The following is a 19,120-nucleotide window of genomic DNA, read 5'->3' as shown; positions in this document are numbered from 1 at the left end:
AATACCTTATGTCTGGTCTGAGTCTTACACTCGGAAAGAAAGTTCGACGCCTGCCTGAGCGCAGGCGTCCTGCGTTTCCGATGGTTGCATTAGCTATCCTGATTTCATTGTTGTCGCTCCTGCCGTTAGGTTTTGTTATCGCCGTGGGCATGGATACCGGCTGGGACACCATCAAGGCGCTGGTCTTTCGCCCGCGAGTGGGGGAGCTGCTCGGCAATACGCTGTGGCTGAGTGTCTTAACCGTCCCGACCTGCATTGCGCTAGGCGTCACGCTGGCCTGGCTGACCGAACGCACGACCCTGGCAGGTCGGCAGACATGGTCGGCGCTGGCGGTGGCACCGCTGGCGATCCCGGCGTTTGTCCAGAGCTACGCCTGGATCAGCGCGGTGCCGTCGCTGCATGGTCTTTCCTCCGGCGTGTTCCTCTCGGTGCTGGCCTACTATCCTTTTATTTATATGCCGGTGGCGGCGGTGCTTCGCCGTCTGGACCCGACGCTGGAAGATGTCGCGGCCTCGCTGGGCACGCCGCCGTGGAAGGTCTTTTTCCGGGTGGTGTTACCCCAGCTTAAACTGGCGATTTGTGGCGGCGCTCTGCTGGTGGCGCTACATCTGCTGGCGGAATACGGCCTCTACGCGATGATCCGCTTCGATACCTTTACGACCGCGATTTATGACCAGTTCCAGTCCACCTTCAGCGGTCCGGCGGCGAATATGCTGGCCGGCGTGCTGGCGCTGTGCTGCCTGGCGTTTTTAATGCTGGAAAGTGCCGCCAGAGGAAAAGCGCGTTATGCCCGGATTGGCGCCGGGGCCGCGCGGGAGCAGAAACGCAAAAAACTGAACCTGGCGACCGCCGTTGCCGCACAGGCGCTGCTGCTGGCGTTGGTCCTGCTGGCGCTCGGCGTACCGCTGATCGTGCTGGGGCGCTGGCTGTGGCTGGGAGGCATTGCCAACTGGATGAACGCCGACCTGTGGTCTTCCTTCCGCCAGACGCTGATGCTCGGCGCCAGCGGGGCGCTTCTGACCACCGCCTGCGGGATCCCGATTGCCTGGCTGGGGATCCGCTATCCACGCCGGGTGTTTCGCCTGCTGGAAGGCTGCAATTACCTGACCAGCTCGCTACCCGGCATTGTCACCGCTCTGGCGTTGGTGACCATCACCATCCACTATGCGCGACCGATCTATCAAACCGAAGTCACGCTGTTTCTGGCCTACCTGCTGATGTTTATGCCCCGGGCGCTGATTAACCTCCGTGCCGGGATCGCCCAGGCGCCGGTGGAGCTGGAAAATGTGGCGCGCAGCCTTGGAAGAAGTCCCGCCCGAGCGCTATGGAGCATCACGCTGCGTCTCGCTGCGCCGGGAGCGACGGTCGGGGCGGCGTTGGTATTCCTCGGCGTCAGTAATGAACTGACCGCCACGCTGCTGCTTTCCCCGTTGGGAACCCGCACGCTCTCCACTGGGTTTTGGGCGTTAACCAGCGAGATCGATTATGTCGCGGCGGCACCCTATGCCCTGCTGATGATTGCGATTTCTCTGCCGTTGACCGCTCTCCTCTATCACCAGTCGAAAAAAATGGCAGGTCTGTAACATGCTGGAATTAACCGCTGTCTCAAAATCTTTTGCCGATGCGCAAGTGCTGGATAACCTTTTCCTGACGGTGGCCGCCGGAAGCCGCACCGCCATCGTGGGCCCTTCGGGATCCGGAAAAACCACGCTACTGCGGATCCTTGCCGGGTTTGAAACACCTGATTCCGGACGTATCGTGATGCAGGGGAGAACGCTCTCTGGCGACGGGGTCTTTGTTCCCGCGCACCAGCGCGGGATCGGGTTTGTGCCGCAGGAAGGGGCGTTGTTCCCTCATCTTAATGTCGCGGACAACATTGCCTGGGGGCTGGACTGCAGCCGGCAGGAAAAGCGCCGTCGGGTGGCGACCCTGATGGAGATGGTGTCGTTGGACGCCCAGCTGGCAACCCACTGGCCGCATCACATCTCCGGCGGCCAGCAGCAGCGTGTTGCGCTGGCCCGGGCGCTGGCGCAGCAGCCATCGCTGATGTTGTTGGATGAACCTTTTTCCGCGCTGGATACCGGGCTGCGCGCTACCACCCGTAAGGCGACGGCGGATTTACTCGCCGAGGCGGGCGTCGCCGCGATCCTGGTGACGCACGATCAGAATGAAGCCCTGTCGTTTGCCAGCCAGGTTGCGGTGATGCGTCAGGGGCGCTTTACCCAGGTTGGCAGCCCGTTTGAGGTCTATTCCCGGCCCGCCGATGAAGCTACAGCGCTGTTTCTCGGCGATGCGGTGATACTGCCGGCGGAGCTTTACAACGGGCGGGCGCGGTGCGTCATTGGTGAACTGCGTACCGATAATGAGATGGCCAGAGGGACAGGGCGGGTCATGCTACGTCCGGAACAGCTGGTTATGACGCCTTGCCAGATGCATGAAAGCGACATCCGCATTCTCGACGTCGATTTTTCCGGACAGCTGTCGATCCTGACGCTGGCGGTCGCGCAGCAGTCTGAGATGCTACAGTTGAAAACCGTCAGTCGTGCCGAATGGATACCGGGCTGCCGGGTACGCATCGAGGTCACCGGTAAAGGACGGGTATTCATAAACGGATAATGTTAGGATTTTTCTTAGGTTAATTATTCTGCCGATGCTCATCGGGTAAATGATTGATATTGTTTTATGTCGTAATGGCGCCGAAAGGCGCTATTTATGGATTAAAAAGCGCGATTCTCATCCTGTGTCAGGGCGTCTGTGACAGGTGCCAGCGCTTGAGTTCCCTGAGGGGATAGATTATCGTGGGGAACCGGCCATTCATTCGCCGCCCAGTCCGTCCGGACTGCTGAATATACCCTAAATAATTCGTCAGATAAGTGACTGGGGTGAACGGGAGTAGCCAACACCCAGGCAACTTGAAGTATGATGGGTATAACAACAAAACCAATAAGACAATACTCATTTACCCTCATAACTGAGGGGCGTGATGCTATTACACACAATAAATAGTCTAATGGAACAGGCGCTACTGTAGGGGTTCATATGTGGACTGTAATTGGCATTTTTTTAGTCCTCGCGTTTATCGGTAATTTAATCAAGAAAAAAGAACCGCCAGCTACTAAATCAGGTAGTCGGACGGTAGAACCGATCGTTGATGTTGAAAAGAGAAAAGCCCATAGCCGCCAGCTTGAACGCGTCATACCGCCGGTCGCGCCGCCGTCGCTGTTTGATAATCGCCCCCGGGAACCGCAGCCGCCACGCCCGTTAATCAGCGGTGTTAATCATGCTGCCCCCTGTATTACAATGACCGACGCGTTGAATATGATTATGCATATCAACGGCTTTAAAGAATATATGCTCACGCGCTATGCGATAACCGGCGAAACCCATCTGGCACCAGCCTATACCTCGGATCTGCATAATGAATTTATGCAGCAGGTGGCGAATAAACCATTTTATGCGATTCAGGCATTTAACTGGGCGAGGGCGATTGATTTCAGTGGGGTAAAACGGCGGAATATTGCCGCGCTTTATCACTTTAGTCATCTGACGAATCTAAAAAATATATTTCAGTCAGGCATAATGACCCGACAGCAGCTTGATGAAGGGCAAAATAGTTTTCATTATAACGACGAATTACGGCTGGAAGGGATGCGTAATTCTATTTCCCTGTCGTTAGGTCAGGTGAATAAAAAAATGCTCTACAAATATTCCCAGGCGCTGCGGGATCGCAACTGGGTTATTCTGAAGATCAAAAAAGAGTTAATTAGCGGACCAACCCAACCCTCTTTCGACCATCAGACATTGCTTAACCAAACCGTTTTTTGCCACAGTAATGCGGCTTCAAGCGGGGTGAGGTCGATAAGCGTGGAGCAGCGCCAGAAACATCAGGCCTTTCAGGCGATGTTTAGCGGCAACAATAACGACGATTCTGGCGATCGGCCCTATGATATTCAGGCGGAAATTTTGTATTGTGGGGCGATCCCGGTGTGGTTTATTAGCGAGGTTATTTTCTACTCTGCGGAGAATATCCCCTCATGGTTACGCGATGGTCCGGTGAAGATCGTGGTTGACCCTTCCCATTTTGCTTTTTAGGTGACTTTATGGCCGTGCGCCCCGTATTTATCCCGACCTCAACAGGGGCGGCTCTGGTGGAGATCGTCAATGTGGATTTCAGCTGGTCGCCAGGCCTTGCGGTCAGCCAAAAACAAAAATCCATCGCCGCGCTGCATGAAGGCTATCGCATGGACCACCCGGAAGCCAGAATCCTTGAGGTCTCCAGCAAATCGCCAGAGACGCTGGGCGTGCAGCTCAGCGCCTTTAACATGGGTGTCCAAAGTAACGGCGGGCAGTTCATCAGCGTCGAATCACTGTTCCAGTCATCAAAAGTGTTTACCGATAACGGCACGTTTCGCGGGCCGTTTCGCGAGTTGATGCGCCAGTCGCCGAAAGAGGCTAAGCGCGCGGAAGTGCTAAAAACATCGGGCCGGCTGGATCACTTTTCATTTCAGCCGAATGAAGCACGCGAGGCTATCATCTGGCCGTTAGAACCGAAAACCGCCTTTTACGACTGGCTGTATCTCAACGCGCTACAGCATTCCCCCTGCAAAGAACAGGTACTGGAATACACGGCTTTTACCGATATCGAATTTAATCCCGAGAAGTCGGTGAACTGTCAGGCCTATTCCGTCGCGCTCTGGTGTGCGCTGCGTCAACGCAAGATGTTGGCCACGACGATCCCGGCGCGCGATGCGTTTATCGAACTGCTTGAACAGTTCACTATCTACAACACCAGCGACGGCGATCTGCGCAATATGCGTCTTTTCTAAGACCGGGAGAGATTATGGTAAGGCGACTACCCGCCGGCGACAGCAACCTGCCGGCACCGACCGCGGCGGATACCTTTGCCGACATCCCCGATGAACGTAAACGGGCGATCCGTGACGAGGTGATGCAGGACTACTTTGAACGCATGGCGGCGGTGAAAAAACAGCTGGATGCCATGACCGTGGCACAGCGCGAGATGTTCAACCGCAGCCTGGCGGAAAACCTGGCGTTAGTGGTGAAAGGAGAGACGCCCGATGAGTGAAAATAAAATTCTGGCCGCCGTGGCCGAATCACTTAAGCAGACGCACAACGCGGTCAATCAGGCCAACAATGCCCTCGGGGTCATCGCCCGGGAGTTTCTGTATCGCTCGATGCTGGAACGAGAGCTGTCGTCCGAGCTGATTGCGATGGAAGCGGCTATGAAAGGGGTGCAGGAGAGCATTCGCCGTCAGCAGGAGCTGGATGCGACCCTGGCGAAAATGGACCCCAAAAGCCGCCTTGATTTTAAAGCCATCCTCGAAGAGAACCGGGTCAGAATCGAAGCGCTGCTGAATGACAAATTGCCCCGCAGGTGAGTTGCGCGATGAACCAAAAAAAGCCAGCCGTTATGGCTGGCAAATACTCGGATAGAAATACATTTTATGGTTGATGTTCAGCGTTGTGCCTGAACACCTTTCTGGATACTGCGGCACGCACGGCAATATCCAGAAAGCTGGTCAGTGAGGCGGCATTGCCGCCGTTATTCTTCGGGCAGCAGCTTTTTACAGTGGTAAATAAAGGCGCTGGAACGCTGAGTCAGTGCCTCAATCTCCCGCGGTTTCATGCCATTGCGTAAATAGGCAATGATCAATTCCCGGTCGGCCGCAACATGAGCCCGGCAGTTATAGCGCGAGGCCGCTTGCTGGTCTTTTTTCTGCTGCAATAAGGCGACGATCTCCTGCTGCTTTTGCCTGGCCTGGCGGGCGACCTCGTGGTCATCGCATCGCGCCATGTCGGCCCACAACGCCAGCGCGCGCCGTAATAATCCCTGTTCCTGCAGGCGCTGAGCCTGAACCTGCATCTCTTGTGCTCTACTTATCATCATGATGACACCGGCCTGTGTAGTGAGGATTAATTTGTCATACAAATATGATGGTAACAGAATTAGAAATGAAATGAATAATTTTTATATTAATCATGAATAAATGGAATGTTTTTGTATGACGTTGATTTTACGTGGGTTTATACGCAGTTCGGGCGCTGCCTGAGACACTTTTCTGCGGTGTAATCAGGCAGTGGGGAAGCAGGGGCTGTAACATCGGTTATAAATCAATCACTAAATTTGCCGAGCGACTGCGGGAGCAGCACAGGGCAATATGCTGCGCGCTGGCGGATTTCTCCGCGTCCGACTGCACCGTATCGCGATGATCGATCAGGCCCGCCACTACCGGCGTCAGGCAGGCGCCGCACAGGCCCATCTCGCACGAAAGCGGGACGGCCACGCCGTTGTCCTGCAATACCCGGGCGATAGTTTTATGTCCCGGCACCGGCCATGTTTCCCCGGAGGAGGCCAGGGTGATGGTGAAGGTATCGTCGCCGTCGGCTCCGGCGACGGGCTGCGGCGGCTGGAAGGCTTCGCTGTGGATCTGCGCCTCTGGCCAGTTTTTTTCCATCGCACACTGGCGGGCGGCAGCCATAAAGCCCGCCGGGCCACAGAGATACAGATGGTGGTCGGCGTGGCCTTCGCCGAAGGTATTGCTGAGGCGGGTCCGCGGGCTGCCTCCCTCGTCTGAGCAGTGAATAGTACAGTGCTCATCACCGAAATTTGCCGTCATTTCTGTCATAAATGCTGCATGATCGCGACTTTTCACGAAGTAATGCAGTGCAAAAGGGATATCCGCCGCGTGCAGATGCAGCGCCATGGTATACAGCGGGGTGATGCCAATCCCCGCCGCCAGGAGCGTCACCCGGCCTGCGGGCTGCAGGGCAAACAGGTTGCGCGGCGGCGAGATCAGCAGCGTCTGGCCCGGACGCAGGGTCTCATGGATATAACTCGACCCACCGCGAGAAGCGCGATCCTGCGCCACGCAGATCAGATAGCTGTCGCATGCGCCATCGCTATGCGCACCGGTCAGCGAGTACTGGCGGATTATCCCGCAGGGCAGATGCACATCGATATGCGCCCCAGGCTGCCAGCCGGGAAGCGGCAGACGGTTCTGCGCCACCAGCCTGACGGCGAGGCTTTTCTCCCCCTGGCGCCACAGGCCATCCACCACCATCTTCAGGACGTCACTCATGATGCTCCTCCACTTACACCAGGAAAAACTCACCAAAGCCCATTTTCTTCAGGCCGCGGCGGTAGGCGATGGAACTGCGATCGGCAGGAATATGCGCCTCCAGCGTCAGGTCCAGCGGCAGCCTTTCCGGGCGCTGGGTCTCGACCATCAATCGGTCTTCCTCGAACACCCGTAGGTTGAAGGCATGGACATCGGCGACCGGTACATGCAGGTCAAAATTGCGCGCAATCGGCGCGAACATCCGGGTTACCCGCGACGATACCGGCGAGGCGGCATTCATGATCACCAGCCGGGCATCGCCGGGGAAGTGGATCGTCAGGGTGGCGGTAAACGGCAGGTGCATCTCGAAATGGCGCAGCCACTGGAAGCCATCCGGTGCGCGAAACTCAGAGCTGGCCGGGTAGTTGCCGACGGAGCTCCAGTAATCGGCAATAAAGCCAAACGGCGTCTCCTGCGGGTTGTAGGTCGGCACCACCTGATTATCCGGGTCCGCAAAGGTGTCGGTGTGGATCCAGGCGAAGTGGGCGACGTCAAGAAACCCCTCGACCTGACGCCCGGCGAAGCCGTTGACCTCGAAGGCCGGGCAGGTGATCTGCTGAAAGCCCTCGTCGTGCCAGTGGGGCATCGTTGGCAGCGGCATCGGGTTTTCCGGGTCGAAGGCCAGGCAGGTCCAGATAAGGCCGTAGCGCTCTTCCACCGCGTAGCTGGTGAGATGGAGCTTGGCCGGGATCGGCTGGTCGGGGCTGGAAGGAATGCGGTTGCAGCGCCCGTCTTCGCCAAAGCGCAGACCGTGGTAGGGGCAGACAATCCCTTCTTCATCATGGAAGCCGAGGGTCAGCGGCACGCCGCGGTGCGGACAGACGTCGCGGGCCACCACGACCTGGCCCTTGATACGGTAGATAACCAACTGTTCGTCCAGCAGGATGGCTTTTACCGGCGCGGCGCCAATATCCTCGGCGCGGGCCACCGGGTGCCAGCATCGGGCGAGGTGCAGCCAGTCTTGCGGGTCAAACGAGCAATGGGCGGGTGGGGTCGGCGTCGGTCTGTTCATGGTTGTCCTTCCTGCTCACAAAAATAGAATTGTTTAATTGTTGTGAGTTAATTGTTGTCATATTAGGGTGTTGACATCCATCAGCATTAATTCACTAATGCGTTGCAAAAAAGTGTACAGGTGAGACATGAGTCCATTTTCGCGGTTTGCACTCTATTTTGCCGAGGTGGCCCGCAGCGGCAGCCTGCGGCGGGCGGCTGAAAAATTGCACATCTCGGCATCGGCGATTAATCGCCAGATCCTGCAGGCGGAGGAGGCCTTCGGCACCCCGTTGTTTGAGCGCCTGCCGGAAGGGCTGCGGATGACCACCGCCGGCGAATTGCTGTATGACAACCTGCTGCGCTGGCAAAAAGAGTTTCATCTGACCCGGCAAAAGTTTGATGAACTACAGGGGCTGAAGCGCGGCACGGTCAGCGTCGGCATGGTACAGGCGCTGGCCGAGGGGAGCTTTGCCGCGGCGCTGGCCGATATCATCAGCAACTGGGCGTGGCTGGAGCTGGTGTTGCAGGTGGCCGACAGCCATACGGTCAGCGAGAAGGTGCGCCAGGCCGACCTCGATTTTGGCCTGATTCTGGATCCGGAAGGGCAGGCGGGGCTCAGCGTTCTGGCGTTTGTCGAACTGGAGATGGGGGTTGTGATGCGCCCGGACCATCCGCTGGCCGGGGCGGCGGCACTGTCCTTAGGCGAGCTCAGCCAGGAGCGCCATATCGTGCCCGGCGCGCCGTTGATTGTGCACGAGCGCGTCGGGATGCTGTACCGCCACTACGATTTTATTCCGGCGAACGGCATCAGCTGTAACGACATCCGGCTGATTAAGTCGCTGGTGCTTAAAGGCAGCGGGGTGACGGTGCTGAGCCGGTTGGATGTGCTGGACGAGGTGAGAAACGGCCAGCTGAAGTTTATTCCGCTGCGCAATAAGCTGCTGCGTCCCCTGACGCTGGCGCTGTGTTCGGCGCCATCGCGCCAGCTGTCGCGCCCGGCACAAATGGCGATTCAAAAATTGACGGCGGTGATGGAGGAGATGCAGAGCGTCTAGCCCAGCGGGCCGCCCTGAATGGTGTCGCACAGACCGTTGATGATCCGCTCGCCGGTCTCCTCTTTCAGCTCCTGATACCACGCCTGGGTCAGGGCCATATCTTTGCCGTGGGTGATGTCGCAGCGCTTGCGCGCTTTCAGTACCAGGTCGCGCACCCGCTCGCAGCGCAGGGCTTCGTACTGCTGAAGCGCCACGGTAATATCCTGGTGCGTGCGGAACATGTCGCCAAGCACCACCGCGTCCTCCATCGCCGCGCAGCCGCCCTGACCAATATCCGGCGTGGTGCTGTGAGCGGCATCGCCGAGCAGCGCCACCTTGCCGTGCACCAGGCGGTCGAAAGGCTCAATATCATGGATTTCAATGCGGTTGGTGGTGTGCGGATCCAGCGCCGCAATCAGCCGCTGCACCGGCGGCGCCCAGCCGTCGAAGTAGCGAGAGAGATCGCCGCGCAGGGTGTCGCGGTCTTCCGCCAGACCCAGCGGCAGCGGCACATCAAAGAAGAAATAGAAGCGACCGTTTGCCACCGGCATCAACGACACGCGTTTGCCTTCGCCGACGAAGGTGGTCCACTGATTGGCCGGGGCAATCTGCTCATCGATCGTCACCAGGCCATTCCAGTTCACATAGCCGGCATAGCGGCGCTCGGGGGTATAGCCCAGCACGTACGGACGCAGCGCCGAGTGGCTACCATCGGCGGCGACCAGGAAATCGCCGTGGGCCGTGGTGCCGTCGGTAAACCAGACCGTTACCCCGCTGGCGTCTTCCTCTGCCCGGATGACCCGTTTCCCGAACTGCACGGCGTCACGCCCCCAGAAGTCGAGCATCTCCCCTTGCAGTTCGCTGCGGGCGATCGGGCTGGGGCGACCGCCGGTGCGCTCCACCAGCGGCGCAAGGCTAAAGCGGGTCAGGGTTTCGCCGTCGCGACAGGCGTTATAGGCTAAATAGTGCATCGGGCCGCCGTAGGTATCGATGATGTCCCCCATGCCCAGGCTTTGCATACACTTCACGCCGTTGGGCCAGATAGAGATTGCTGCCCCGACCGGTTTAATCTCTTTGACCGCTTCAAACACCTCGCACTCAATTCCCGCGTTCTTCAGCGCGACGGCCGCGCTCAGGCCGCCAATACCGGCGCCGATGACTAATGCTTTCATGCTCTTCTCCATTTATTGCGTCGTAAAGGAGGTGAGCAAATTGCGTACCAGCTTGACGAACCCGCGCGGGCCGGTGCGGAAGAGGGATTGACCCAGCCAGTGCACTTCGCTGGTGCGTTGTTGCGTGGCAATTGCCATTTTTTGAATCAAAAATTTCTGATTGTCGCTGGCGGTATCGAATGTTTCATCGTCAGGCACGGTAGTGCGAACGAATTTTGCGCTATATTTATCGCTATGGTGTTGATAATTGGAAAGTAATGCCGTGCGGGAAGCTGAGCGGCGGCGAGGGCGCGACTCTGGCCTGCTTTGTGCACTGTGCAGACGGCGTTTTAAACAACCCGCTGGAATGATCATGTCCGATAATAATAATGACTGCTCGCTGTGGCGGCGGTTAAGGAGTCACGATGATTGCGCTTCACCATTTTAATCAACTTTCGCCGCAGGACGCAGGGAGCCTGCTGGCTCCCTGCGTCGCACTCGACGCCTGGGTGACGGCGCTGGTACAGGCCCGACCCTATGCCGATCTCCCGGCGCTGCAGGCGATGGCCGAACAGCAGGCCGCGCAGTGGGGGGAAGCGGAACTGGACCAGGCGCTGAGCGCCCATCCGCGCATCGGCGAGAAGCCCGCCGGGGAGCGCGCGCATGCCGCGCTGTCCCGGCAGGAGCAGGCGGCGGTGAACGACAATGACGCTACGCTGGCCGAGGCCTTGAAAGCAGGAAATGCCCGCTATGAAGCGCGCTTCGGTCGGGTCTTCCTGATCCGCGCGAAGGGCCGCAGCGGCGAGGCGATCCTGCAGGCGCTCACGCAGCGCCTGACCCACAGCGAGGCAGAGGAAGTGCAGGTTGCGCTGGCGCAGCTGCGTGAGATTACGCTCTTAAGACTGACGGGAGTCATCGGCCAATGAATACGTTAAGTACCCATATTCTGGATATCTCTACCGGACAATCGGCACAAGGGGTGGCGGTGCATCTGATGCTCGGCGGGCAATCTATTGCTAGCGGGATAACCGACGAAAATGGCCGCATTGCGACGCTGGCCCCCGGTATGCTGGTGGCCGGGCGCTATCGGCTGGTGGCGGAAATTGGCGACTGGTTTACCCACAGCGGCCGGGAAACGCTGTATCTGCGGGCGCAGATTGACTTTGCAATTAGCGCCGGGTCGGACACGCATTTCCATTTACCGTTCGTGATTGCCCCGGGCGGTTGGTCCACCTACCGGGGAAGCTAAGCCCGAGCAGCCCGGTAGCGCTGCCGGGCTGGCTATCTCTCTACGTCTCGCTGCGCCAGACGCACTCGCCATTGACCCAGGTCTGGCGAATGTTGCGCTCATCGCCCAGCGTCATCAGCACGAACAGCCGTTCGTAAATATCCTGGCAGCGGGACATTCTCAGCCGCTGCAGCGGGGTCACCGTCAGGTCGATCGCCACAAAATCCGCCTCTTTGCCCGACTGGAAGTTACCAATCTTGTCGTCGAGACGCAGCGCCCGGGCGCCTCCCAGCGTCGCGTGGTAAAAGGCTTCGCACGAGCGCAGGCGATAGCTTTGCAGCTGCGCCACTTTGTAGGCCTCGCCCAGGGTTCGCAGCATGCTGAAGGTGGTGCCGGCGCCCACATCGCTGCCGATGCCGATACGCACCTTGTGCTGCCAGCTGGCGGGTAAGCGGAACAGGCCGCTGCCGAGAAACAGGTTGGAGGTCGGGCAAAAGGCCACCGCCGAGCCGGTGTCGTGCAGGCACTGCCACTCTTTTTCCGCCAGATGGATCCCGTGAGCAAAGACGCTGCGCTCACCGGTCAGGCCGTAGTGATGGTAGACGTCCAGATAGTGCTCGTGCTCCGGCCACAGGCTGTTCACCCATGCCACTTCCGTGAGGTTTTCGCTAAGGTGGGTATGCAGCCAGGTATCCGGGAACTCTTCGCGCAGCTGCTGAACCGCCGCCAGCAGCTCCGGGGTTGAGGTTGGCGCAAAGCGCGGGGTGATGGCGTAACCGAGGCGGCCGCGATGGTGCCAGCGCTGGATCAGCTCGCGGGTTTGCCGGTAGCTCTGCTCCGCCGTTTCGCTCAGATAATCTGGCGCATGGCGGTCCATCATCACTTTCCCGGCCAGCAGGCGCATATTCAACCGCAGGGCTTCAGTGAACAGCGCATCGACCGACTCAGGATGCAGCGTACAAAACACCAGCGCGGTGGTGGTGCCGTGGCTCAGCAGCTGGTTGATAAAAAACTGCGCGATGTCGGCGGCGTACTCCTCGTCGCTGAACTGGCTCTCGACCGGGAAGGTGTAGGTGGTCAGCCACTCCAGCAGCTGTTCGCCGAACGCGCCAATCATCTCGGTTTGCGGGTAGTGCACGTGGGCATCGACAAAACCGGGCAGCAGCAGTTGTCCGCGCAGGTCGAGGTAGCCTTTTTGCCCGTCGAGGTGAGCTTCCCCCTCCTGCCAGGGCAGCAGGGCCTGAATTTTGCCCTCGTGGATAAACAGGACACCATCATCAAGATAACGCCCATGGCGCGCGATGTCGTCGGCGCTGTCGGCGGGTTGGGCGATGTCGAAAAAAGCGCCGCGCACGGCGGAGTGGTATTCAATCATAAAGACAACTTTTCCTTTATCCACAATAGAGGGGCAGGATTGTTGAGCAAAATCGATGCCAGTTTGCTGGTCAGGAAGTGCCGCGGCGTACAGCCGCGGCAACGGTGGAGGGTTACTCTTTCTGGGCCAGCGGGCGAGCGGTCAGGTGCGAGGACACATTCACGCGATCCTCGCGGGCAATCCAGCGATAGGCCGAACCGCTCAGCAGCACGCCGATAAACCAGCTGAAGTTGGCCACTTCATGCAGCGCCGGGATAAAGCTGATCACGAGGCCGATCGCCACGGACGGGAGCAGGGCGGCAATGGCCTTGGGGTTAAAGCCGTTGCTATACCAGTAGCGGCCACTCGGCGTCGCGTTGAACAGATCGTCGACGGAAACCTGCCCGCGTTTGATCAAATAGAAGTCGACAATCAGGATGCCGAACAGCGGGCCAATAAACGCCCCTAAGACATCGAGGGTGTAGTGGATAAGCTCCGGTGAGTTGAACAGGTTCCACGGGGTCAGCAGAATCGAGCCGACCGCGGCGATCATCCCCCCGGTGCGGAAGCTGATTTTCTGCGGCGAGCAGTTGGAGAAATCGAACGCCGGGGAGACGAAGTTAGCGACAATATTGATGCCGATGGTGGCGGTAATCATCGTCAGCAGGCCAATGGCCACCGCCAGATCGTTACCGACGCGGCTGACGGTTTCAATCGGGTCGGTGATCATGCGGCCAAACAGCGACTGGGTGCCGGAGACAATCACCACGGTGACGAGCGAAAACAGCAGAAAGTTAAACGGCAGGCCCCAGCGGTTACCGCGGCGGATCTCGCCCATGCTTTTACCGTAGCGCGAAAAGTCGCCGAAGTTAAGCAGCGGACCGGAGAAGTAGGAGACCACCAGCGCGGTGGCGGTGATCATCTGCCAGGTCTGCTCCCCGGTGGTCAGCGATTTGCTGGCGAGGGTAAAGGAGATCCCGTCAAAACCGGTCTTGTATACAATCCAACCCGCCAGCGCCAGCATCACGACGTAGACCGCCGGCCCGGCGATATCGATAAAGCGCTTGATGGCGCTCATCCCGTGCCAGAACACCATCGCCTGCAGCAGCCACATGGTGGCGAAACAGAGCCAGCCGAGGTGCGACAGGCCAAGGAAGGAGGCCTCGGTTAAGCTCGCCAGGCCGGGCCAGAACTTAAGCATGACCAGCATCAGCGCGTTGGCTGCCAGATAGGTCTGAATGCCGTACCAGGCGAAGGCGATCAGGCCGCGGATCACCGCTGGAATATTGGCGCCAAAGACGCCAAAGGCCTGGCGGCAGATCACCGCATAGGGCACGCCGGCCATCTGGCTTGGCCTGGCCACCAGGTTGGCACACAGCTGTACAATGCAAATCCCTACCAGCAGGCACAGCAGCACCTGCCAGCTTGCCAGCCCGAGCGTAAAGAAGCTCGCCGCCACGACGTAGCCTCCCATGCTATGGACGTCCGACATCCAGAACGAAAATATGTTGTACCAGCTCCAGTTCTGGTCGCGGGTTGGCGCCAGATCCTCATTACAAAGCCGTGGACTGTAGCCGGCGGTGGAATCAGCGGCCGTATTCTGTTGGGTATGTTGATTGTTTGGCATGAAACCTGCTCCTGTGAATGAAACCCCTGATTAGGGTGTTGAGGATGCTGTTGCAGGATCCAGGCCAGAATGGTTAATTTTGTATACAAGACTTTTATTTCATGTATACGATTAGATATCGAAAGGTAAATTTGGAGCGGGTGAATGCGTAATGAACATCGTCAGCAGGCCGCGGCAGCGCTGCATGACAAGGACGAAACCATCTATCAGTCCCTGATGACCGCGATTGTGGAACATCAGCTACCGCCGGGCAGTAAATTGCCGGAAGAGGCGCTGGCGGAGGTCTTCGGCGTGAGCCGGACCGGGATCCGTAAAGTGCTGCAACGACTCGCCACTGTGCAAATGGTCACCATCACGCCCAAACGTGGTGCACAGGTCGCCAGTCCGACGGTCGAAGAGGCCCAGGCCATCTTCCGTACCCGCATGCTGCTGGAGGTCGCTAACCTGCCGGACGTGATCGCCCACTGCCAGCCGCCGCATCTGGCGGCGCTGGAGGCCATCACGTTGCAGGAGCAGCAGGCACATGACGCCTACGACGGCCCGGCGGCAATCCGTTACTCCGCCGAGTTTCATATTCAGCTGCAGGCGATTTCCGGCAACCCGGTGCTCACCGAGATGGTGACTCGCCTGAGCCAGCGCTCTTCATTAGCGATCGCCACATGGGGGGCGCCGTGGCGCCAGGGGTGTCGGTGCAACGATCACGAGCGGATCATTCAGCTGCTGCGGGAGAAGGCGTTGGCGCCCCTGAGCGACGCGCTAACGCACCATTTTGAACATATTGTCGCCAGCCTGTGCTTTGAGCGCGATGGCGAGTCGCTGCCGGATTTCGCCCGACTCTTCGCCGGCAACAAGGAGCTGTCATGAGCGCTATCTGTATACAAGTGATTAACCCCAACACCAACGCCGGGATGACGGAAACCATCGCCCGCGCGGCCAGAGCCGTGGCGGCACCGGGAACCGAAATCCTGGCGGTGTCGTCGCGGGAAGGGGTGGCATCGATCGAGGGGCACTTTGATGAGGCCATTGCCGCCATCGGCGTGCTGGAACAGATTCAGGCTGGCCGCCAGCAGGGGGTTTCGGGGCACGTTATCGCCTGTTTCGGCGATCCGGGGCTGCTGGCGGCCCGCGAACTGGCGCAGGGGCCGGTGATCGGCATTGCCGAAGCGGCGATGCATATGGCGACGCTGGTCGCCACGCGCTTTTCCATCGTCACCACGCTGCCGCGAACGCTGATTATTGCCCGTCACCTGCTGCATCAATATGGCTTTTACGACCACTGTGCCGGACTACACGCCATCGACCTGCCGGTCCTGGCGCTGGAGGACGGCAGCGGTCTGGCGCAGGAAAAAGTGCGCCAGCGCTGTATTCAGGCGCTACGGGAAGACGGCTGCGGCGCGATCGTGCTGGGCTGCGGCGGCATGGCGACGCTGGCCCAGGAACTGACGCACGAACTGCAGGTTCCGGTGATTGACGGCGTCAGCGCGGCGGTGAAGATGGTGGAGTCGCTGGTATCGCTTGGGCTATCGACCAGCAAGCGGGGCGACCTGGCGTTTCCGGAAGCCAAAACGCTGAGTGGGCCATTTCAGGTATTCAATTCGTTTTAACGGTAAGGGGTGGAGATGACGTTTTCCGATCAGCATTACCCGCGGGATCTGCGGGGTTACGCCGGGCAGCCGCCGCATGCGCAGTGGCCGGGACAGGCGCGGATTGCGGTGCAGTTCGTGCTCAATTATGAGGAAGGGGCGGAGAACCATGTGCTGCATGGCGACGCCGGTTCCGAGCAGTTTCTCTCCGATATTATCGGGGCCGCCAGCTATCCCGATCGCCATATGTCGATGGACTCGCTGTACGAGTACGGCAGCCGCGCCGGGTTCTGGCGCATTCACCAGGAGTTCAGCCGCCGCGGGCTGCCGTTGACGGTGTTTGGCGTGGCAATGGCCCTCGCGCGTCACCCCGAGATCGTCGCCGCCATCAAAGCCGCCGATTATGACGTGGTGAGCCACGGCTGGCGCTGGATCCACTACCAGCATATGGATATCGACAGCGAACGCGAGCATCTGCACAAAGCGGTGCATGTGCTGACCGACCTGTTCGGCAAACCGCCGACGGGATGGTATACCGGGCGCGACAGCCCCAACACCCGTCAGCTGGTGGTGGAGCACGGCGGTTTTGCTTACGACAGCGATTATTATGGCGATGATTTGCCGTTCTGGAGCGAGGTGGCCTGCAGCGATGGTTCACACAAGCCGCACCTGATCGTGCCCTATACCCTCGATGCCAACGATATGCGCTTCGCCACCGCCCAGGGGTTTAATACCGCCGAGCAGTTTTATACCTACCTGAAAGACAGTTTTGATGTGCTGTACGAAGAGGGGGAACAGGCGCCGAAGATGATGTCGGTGGGGATGCATTGCCGCCTGTTAGGCCGGCCGGGGCGCTTCCGGGCGTTGCAGCGTTTCCTCGATTACGTGCAGCAGCACGATCGGGTGTGGGTGTGCACCCGCCAGCAGATCGCCGATCACTGGCGCGACGTGCACCCGTACCAGCCATAGTCGACGGTTCCCGGGCTATAACATCGGCGTGTAGCCCGGGGCTACACCATCGCGGTGGACGGTGGCGTTAACTCATCAGGCTGACCTGGGCGGCGACAATCCGCCAGCCGAAAGGAAAGCGCACCCAGGTCTGCTGCTGGCGGCCGATACGCTCGCTACCGTCGCGGGTAAACTCGGTGCTGCACACCGCGTAATCCTCGCCGAAGGTCACGATCTCGGTGTGGTGCAATTCTCGCTGTAACCCCGCCGACGGGCGCGCGGCGCGAAAGGCGCGGATCTCGTCGATGCCGTAAAGATTCTCCCCAGCCCCCAGGCGCACCGTGCGTTTGTCATGCCAGAACAGCTCATCCAGCACCGCAATATTGTTGCTGACCAGCGCCTCTTCATAACGATAAAACGCCGCCGTGACCTCGGCCAGCACCAGCGGGCGGTTAATATTATCCTGATTCATCATGCTGCTATCTCCGCAGGTTGGGCTTCGGTAAGGCCCATCGCTTCCAGAACACGCGCCGCGCGCAGGCAAGCCTGCTCGTTAAACGGCGCGGCAATCAACTGCACGCCAATGGGCTGTCCGCTGGTCGTGCGCAACGGCACCGTCACCACCGGCAGGCCGAGGAACGAAATCGGCTGGGTGAGCATGCCCATACTGGCGCGCACCGGCAGCGACTGGCTATTGATCGCCATGGTTTGCTGACCGATCAGGGTCGCGCTGCACGGGGTTGCCGGGGCGATGAGCACCTCGGCGTGATCGAACAGCGCGGCCATCGCCTCCCGGGCATGACGACGAAAACGCTGTGCCTGAAGATACCAGGCGGAAGGGATCATCGCCCCGGCCAGTAGCCGCTCCCGGGAGTGCGGCTCAAAGCGTGCCGGCTCGCGGCGCAGGGCGGGGAGATACTGATTACCCCCTTCACTGGCGCTGATAATAAAAGCCGCGGAGCGGGAAAGCTCGGCCTCAGAGAACTGCAGCTCCCGATCCGCGCCGAGGGCCTGCGCCACCTGAGCCACGGCGGCGCGGGCGTCGCTGTCGCACCAGGTGGTGAAATAGCCGCCGAGCACCGCGCAGCGCAGCCCGTCCAGCCCACGTTCGAGCAACGGACTGGCGGGCGCCACGGCGCGATCGGCCTGGGCATCATCGTCAGGATCCAACCCCTGTAAAGCGTCATACACCGCCGCCAGATCGCCGACATGACGGGCAAACGGGCCGATGTGATCGAGGCTGGCGACAAACGGATGGCTGCCCGCCCGCGACAGGCGGCCGAAGGTCGGCTTCAGGCCAAAGATCCCGCACAACGAGGCGGGAACGCGGATTGAGCCATTAGTGTCGCTGCCCAGCGCAAAGTGGACCAGCCCGGCGGCCACCGCCGCCGCTGAACCGCCGGATGAGCCGCCGGCGATGCGCTGCAGATCGTGGGGGTTATGGGTGGCGCCGTAGTGGCTGTTTTCGGTGGTAAAACCGTAGGCGTAGGCGTCCATATTGACCATACCGCTGAGCAGGCCGCCAGCCGCCTGGATCTGGCGCACCGCCCAGCCGTCGGCGCTGGCCGCCGGACGGTCGCTGAACAGCTGCGCACCGGCCAGGGTGGTTTCGCCGGCGACATCAAACAGGTTTTTGACCGCGTAGGGAATACCGGCCAGCGCCGGCAGCGGCTGCTTGTCCCGGCGCAGGGCGTCAATACGGTCGGCTTCGGCGAGCATCCGGCTTTCGGTGACCTGCGTCCAGGCGTTGATCTGTGGGTTCACCCGCGCAATATCGTCGAGGCTGCTGCGGGCAATTTCTCTGGCGCTCAGTTCGCCCGCGGCCAGCGCGCGCTGGATTCCGGCAATGGTCATCTGATTGAGCTTCATGCTTTGTACACTCCGGCAATTTCCTGGCGCTCTGCCAGCGGGTAGGCCATCAGCGGTTCGGCCATCGCGGCAATGCGGCTGAACTGCAGTTGCAGCTCGTCGCGGCGTTGCGCATCCAGTTCGAGGCCGAGGATCTGTTCCATCTGCGCCAGCCAGGCGCTCCAGTCAGTAATGGGTTGCGGCATGGGTTTCTC

20 protein-coding genes and 2 pseudogenes are annotated in these 19,120 nt (G+C 59.7%); 12 read left to right on the top strand and 10 right to left on the bottom strand.

The features are described from left to right. Positions 1-8 precede the first annotated feature (8 nt). From ACMYSN_RS05830 to ACMYSN_RS05805, 6 genes are all read left to right on the top strand, one after another. Positions 9-1,583, top strand: coding sequence for an ABC transporter permease (locus ACMYSN_RS05830; protein WP_462497350.1), 1,575 nt, complete (start codon positions 9-11; stop codon positions 1,581-1,583). Between the two features lies 1 nt (position 1,584). Then, positions 1,585-2,616, top strand: coding sequence for an ABC transporter ATP-binding protein (locus ACMYSN_RS05825; RefSeq protein ID WP_462497349.1), 1,032 nt, complete (start codon positions 1,585-1,587; stop codon positions 2,614-2,616). Positions 2,617-3,039: 423 nt separating this feature from the next. Continuing rightward, on the top strand, positions 3,040-4,092 hold the full coding sequence (locus ACMYSN_RS05820) for a DarT ssDNA thymidine ADP-ribosyltransferase family protein (RefSeq protein WP_462497348.1): 1,053 nt from the start codon (positions 3,040-3,042) through the stop codon (positions 4,090-4,092). Positions 4,093-4,100: 8 nt separating this feature from the next. Next, positions 4,101-4,826 (top strand): DarT1-associated NADAR antitoxin family protein, encoded by a 726-nt coding sequence (locus ACMYSN_RS05815; RefSeq protein WP_462497347.1) that lies wholly within the window; start codon positions 4,101-4,103, stop codon positions 4,824-4,826. A 14-nt stretch (positions 4,827-4,840) separates the two neighbouring features. After that, entirely contained in the window at positions 4,841-5,086 is a 246-nt protein-coding gene (locus tag ACMYSN_RS05810; RefSeq protein ID WP_462497346.1) for a hypothetical protein, read from the top strand. Further along, positions 5,079-5,399 (top strand): hypothetical protein, encoded by a 321-nt coding sequence (locus ACMYSN_RS05805; RefSeq protein WP_462497345.1) that lies wholly within the window; start codon positions 5,079-5,081, stop codon positions 5,397-5,399. Before ACMYSN_RS05810 ends, ACMYSN_RS05805 begins: the two co-directional genes overlap by 8 nt. Positions 5,400-5,563: 164 nt before the next feature. On the opposite strand, the gene ACMYSN_RS05800 is transcribed toward ACMYSN_RS05805, so the two are convergent. From ACMYSN_RS05800 to hpxD, 3 genes are all read right to left on the bottom strand, one after another. Then, positions 5,564-5,908, bottom strand: a complete 345-nt coding sequence (locus tag ACMYSN_RS05800; protein WP_254444138.1) for a hypothetical protein — start codon at positions 5,906-5,908, stop codon at positions 5,564-5,566. A gap of 217 nt (positions 5,909-6,125) precedes the next feature. Further along, positions 6,126-7,100 (bottom strand): PDR/VanB family oxidoreductase, encoded by a 975-nt coding sequence (locus tag ACMYSN_RS05795; protein ID WP_462497344.1) that lies wholly within the window; start codon positions 7,098-7,100, stop codon positions 6,126-6,128. Between the two features lie 13 nt (positions 7,101-7,113). After that, positions 7,114-8,151 (bottom strand): aromatic ring-hydroxylating oxygenase subunit alpha, encoded by a 1,038-nt coding sequence (gene hpxD, locus ACMYSN_RS05790; RefSeq protein ID WP_462497343.1) that lies wholly within the window; start codon positions 8,149-8,151, stop codon positions 7,114-7,116. A gap of 127 nt (positions 8,152-8,278) precedes the next feature. Between hpxD and hpxR the strand changes: the two are divergent. Beyond that, positions 8,279-9,227, top strand: a pseudogene (gene hpxR, locus ACMYSN_RS05785) (LysR family hpxDE operon transcriptional regulator HpxR). 25 nt (positions 9,228-9,252) lie between these two features. Here hpxR and hpxO read toward each other — a convergent pair. Both hpxO and ACMYSN_RS05775 read right to left on the bottom strand, forming a co-directional pair. Beyond that, positions 9,253-10,338: pseudogene (hpxO, locus tag ACMYSN_RS05780) on the bottom strand (FAD-dependent urate hydroxylase HpxO); the annotation flags it as partial. Positions 10,339-10,350: 12 nt separating this feature from the next. Next, positions 10,351-10,692 carry a hypothetical protein gene (locus tag ACMYSN_RS05775; protein WP_462497342.1) on the bottom strand — a complete coding sequence of 114 codons (342 nt, stop codon included), beginning with the start codon at positions 10,690-10,692 and terminating at the stop codon, positions 10,351-10,353. 50 nt (positions 10,693-10,742) lie between these two features. Between ACMYSN_RS05775 and uraD the strand changes: the two genes are divergently transcribed. Next, positions 10,743-11,243 (top strand): 2-oxo-4-hydroxy-4-carboxy-5-ureidoimidazoline decarboxylase, encoded by a 501-nt coding sequence (uraD, locus tag ACMYSN_RS05770; RefSeq protein WP_462497341.1) that lies wholly within the window; start codon positions 10,743-10,745, stop codon positions 11,241-11,243. Then, the gene (locus ACMYSN_RS05765; protein ID WP_462497340.1) at positions 11,240-11,566 is read left to right on the top strand and encodes a hydroxyisourate hydrolase; all 327 of its coding nucleotides are present in this window, start codon (positions 11,240-11,242) and stop codon (positions 11,564-11,566) included. Before uraD ends, ACMYSN_RS05765 begins: the two co-directional genes overlap by 4 nt. 40 nt (positions 11,567-11,606) lie before the next feature. Here the strand turns inward: ACMYSN_RS05765 and guaD are convergent, their stop codons facing one another. Beyond that, entirely contained in the window at positions 11,607-12,920 is a 1,314-nt protein-coding gene (gene guaD, locus ACMYSN_RS05760; RefSeq protein WP_462497339.1) for a guanine deaminase, read from the bottom strand. A gap of 112 nt (positions 12,921-13,032) precedes the next feature. Then, on the bottom strand, positions 13,033-14,526 hold the full coding sequence (locus ACMYSN_RS05755; RefSeq protein WP_462497338.1) for an NCS1 family nucleobase:cation symporter-1: 1,494 nt from the start codon (positions 14,524-14,526) through the stop codon (positions 13,033-13,035). 144 nt (positions 14,527-14,670) lie between these two features. On the opposite strand from ACMYSN_RS05755, the gene ACMYSN_RS05750 reads away from it, so the two are divergent. Genes ACMYSN_RS05750 through puuE form a run of 3 tightly spaced genes read left to right on the top strand, consistent with a single transcriptional unit; the run spans position 14,671 to position 17,078 of the window. Next, positions 14,671-15,390, top strand: coding sequence for a GntR family transcriptional regulator (locus ACMYSN_RS05750; RefSeq protein ID WP_462497337.1), 720 nt, complete (start codon positions 14,671-14,673; stop codon positions 15,388-15,390). Then, positions 15,387-16,130: an aspartate/glutamate racemase family protein gene (gene hpxA, locus ACMYSN_RS05745; RefSeq protein ID WP_462497336.1), complete on the top strand. Its 744-nt coding sequence runs from the start codon at positions 15,387-15,389 to the stop codon at positions 16,128-16,130. The genes ACMYSN_RS05750 and hpxA overlap by 4 nt, the downstream gene beginning before the upstream one ends. Positions 16,131-16,145: 15 nt before the next feature. Further along, positions 16,146-17,078, top strand: coding sequence for a polysaccharide deacetylase family protein (gene puuE, locus ACMYSN_RS05740; protein WP_462497335.1), 933 nt, complete (start codon positions 16,146-16,148; stop codon positions 17,076-17,078). A 67-nt stretch (positions 17,079-17,145) separates the two neighbouring features. On the opposite strand, the gene hpxZ is transcribed toward puuE, so the two are convergent. From hpxZ to hpxX, 3 genes are read right to left on the bottom strand one after another with little or no spacing between them, the layout of a single operon-like run. Beyond that, entirely contained in the window at positions 17,146-17,532 is a 387-nt protein-coding gene (gene hpxZ, locus ACMYSN_RS05735; protein ID WP_434585594.1) for an oxalurate catabolism protein HpxZ, read from the bottom strand. Continuing rightward, positions 17,529-18,926, bottom strand: a complete 1,398-nt coding sequence (locus ACMYSN_RS05730) for an amidase (protein WP_462497334.1) — start codon at positions 18,924-18,926, stop codon at positions 17,529-17,531. The genes hpxZ and ACMYSN_RS05730 overlap by 4 nt, the downstream gene beginning before the upstream one ends. Then, positions 18,923-19,111, bottom strand: coding sequence for an oxalurate catabolism protein HpxX (hpxX, locus tag ACMYSN_RS05725; protein ID WP_462497333.1), 189 nt, complete (start codon positions 19,109-19,111; stop codon positions 18,923-18,925). Before hpxX ends, ACMYSN_RS05730 begins: the two co-directional genes overlap by 4 nt. Between the last annotated feature and the right edge of the window lie 9 nt (positions 19,112-19,120).

The organism is Klebsiella sp. R445, assembly GCF_051131755.1.
In the GTDB taxonomy this organism is placed as follows: domain Bacteria; phylum Pseudomonadota; class Gammaproteobacteria; order Enterobacterales; family Enterobacteriaceae; genus Klebsiella; species Klebsiella lignicola.
This window is presented reverse-complemented; position numbering and strand designations above follow the sequence as displayed.

Excerpts from the sequence above, each read along its gene's own strand:
- hpxD (WP_462497343.1), bottom strand. The coding sequence starts at position 8,151 with ATGAACAGACCGACGCCGACCCCACCCGCCCATTGCTCGTTTGACCCG.
- hpxZ (WP_434585594.1), bottom strand. The coding sequence starts at position 17,532 with ATGATGAATCAGGATAATATTAACCGCCCGCTGGTGCTGGCCGAGGTC.
- ACMYSN_RS05800 (WP_254444138.1), bottom strand. The coding sequence starts at position 5,908 with ATGATGATAAGTAGAGCACAAGAGATGCAGGTTCAGGCTCAGCGCCTG.
- hpxA (WP_462497336.1), top strand. The coding sequence starts at position 15,387 with ATGAGCGCTATCTGTATACAAGTGATTAACCCCAACACCAACGCCGGG.
- ACMYSN_RS05750 (WP_462497337.1), top strand. The coding sequence starts at position 14,671 with ATGCGTAATGAACATCGTCAGCAGGCCGCGGCAGCGCTGCATGACAAG.
- ACMYSN_RS05765 (WP_462497340.1), top strand. The coding sequence starts at position 11,240 with ATGAATACGTTAAGTACCCATATTCTGGATATCTCTACCGGACAATCG.
- ACMYSN_RS05830 (WP_462497350.1), top strand. The coding sequence starts at position 9 with ATGTCTGGTCTGAGTCTTACACTCGGAAAGAAAGTTCGACGCCTGCCT.
- ACMYSN_RS05825 (WP_462497349.1), top strand. The coding sequence starts at position 1,585 with ATGCTGGAATTAACCGCTGTCTCAAAATCTTTTGCCGATGCGCAAGTG.
- ACMYSN_RS05775 (WP_462497342.1), bottom strand. The coding sequence starts at position 10,692 with ATGATCATTCCAGCGGGTTGTTTAAAACGCCGTCTGCACAGTGCACAA.
- ACMYSN_RS05805 (WP_462497345.1), top strand. The coding sequence starts at position 5,079 with ATGAGTGAAAATAAAATTCTGGCCGCCGTGGCCGAATCACTTAAGCAG.
- uraD (WP_462497341.1), top strand. The coding sequence starts at position 10,743 with ATGATTGCGCTTCACCATTTTAATCAACTTTCGCCGCAGGACGCAGGG.
- puuE (WP_462497335.1), top strand. The coding sequence starts at position 16,146 with ATGACGTTTTCCGATCAGCATTACCCGCGGGATCTGCGGGGTTACGCC.
- ACMYSN_RS05755 (WP_462497338.1), bottom strand. The coding sequence starts at position 14,526 with ATGCCAAACAATCAACATACCCAACAGAATACGGCCGCTGATTCCACC.
- guaD (WP_462497339.1), bottom strand. The coding sequence starts at position 12,920 with ATGATTGAATACCACTCCGCCGTGCGCGGCGCTTTTTTCGACATCGCC.
- ACMYSN_RS05815 (WP_462497347.1), top strand. The coding sequence starts at position 4,101 with ATGGCCGTGCGCCCCGTATTTATCCCGACCTCAACAGGGGCGGCTCTG.
- ACMYSN_RS05795 (WP_462497344.1), bottom strand. The coding sequence starts at position 7,100 with ATGAGTGACGTCCTGAAGATGGTGGTGGATGGCCTGTGGCGCCAGGGG.
- ACMYSN_RS05730 (WP_462497334.1), bottom strand. The coding sequence starts at position 18,926 with ATGAAGCTCAATCAGATGACCATTGCCGGAATCCAGCGCGCGCTGGCC.
- ACMYSN_RS05810 (WP_462497346.1), top strand. The coding sequence starts at position 4,841 with ATGGTAAGGCGACTACCCGCCGGCGACAGCAACCTGCCGGCACCGACC.
- ACMYSN_RS05820 (WP_462497348.1), top strand. The coding sequence starts at position 3,040 with ATGTGGACTGTAATTGGCATTTTTTTAGTCCTCGCGTTTATCGGTAAT.
- hpxX (WP_462497333.1), bottom strand. The coding sequence starts at position 19,111 with ATGCCGCAACCCATTACTGACTGGAGCGCCTGGCTGGCGCAGATGGAA.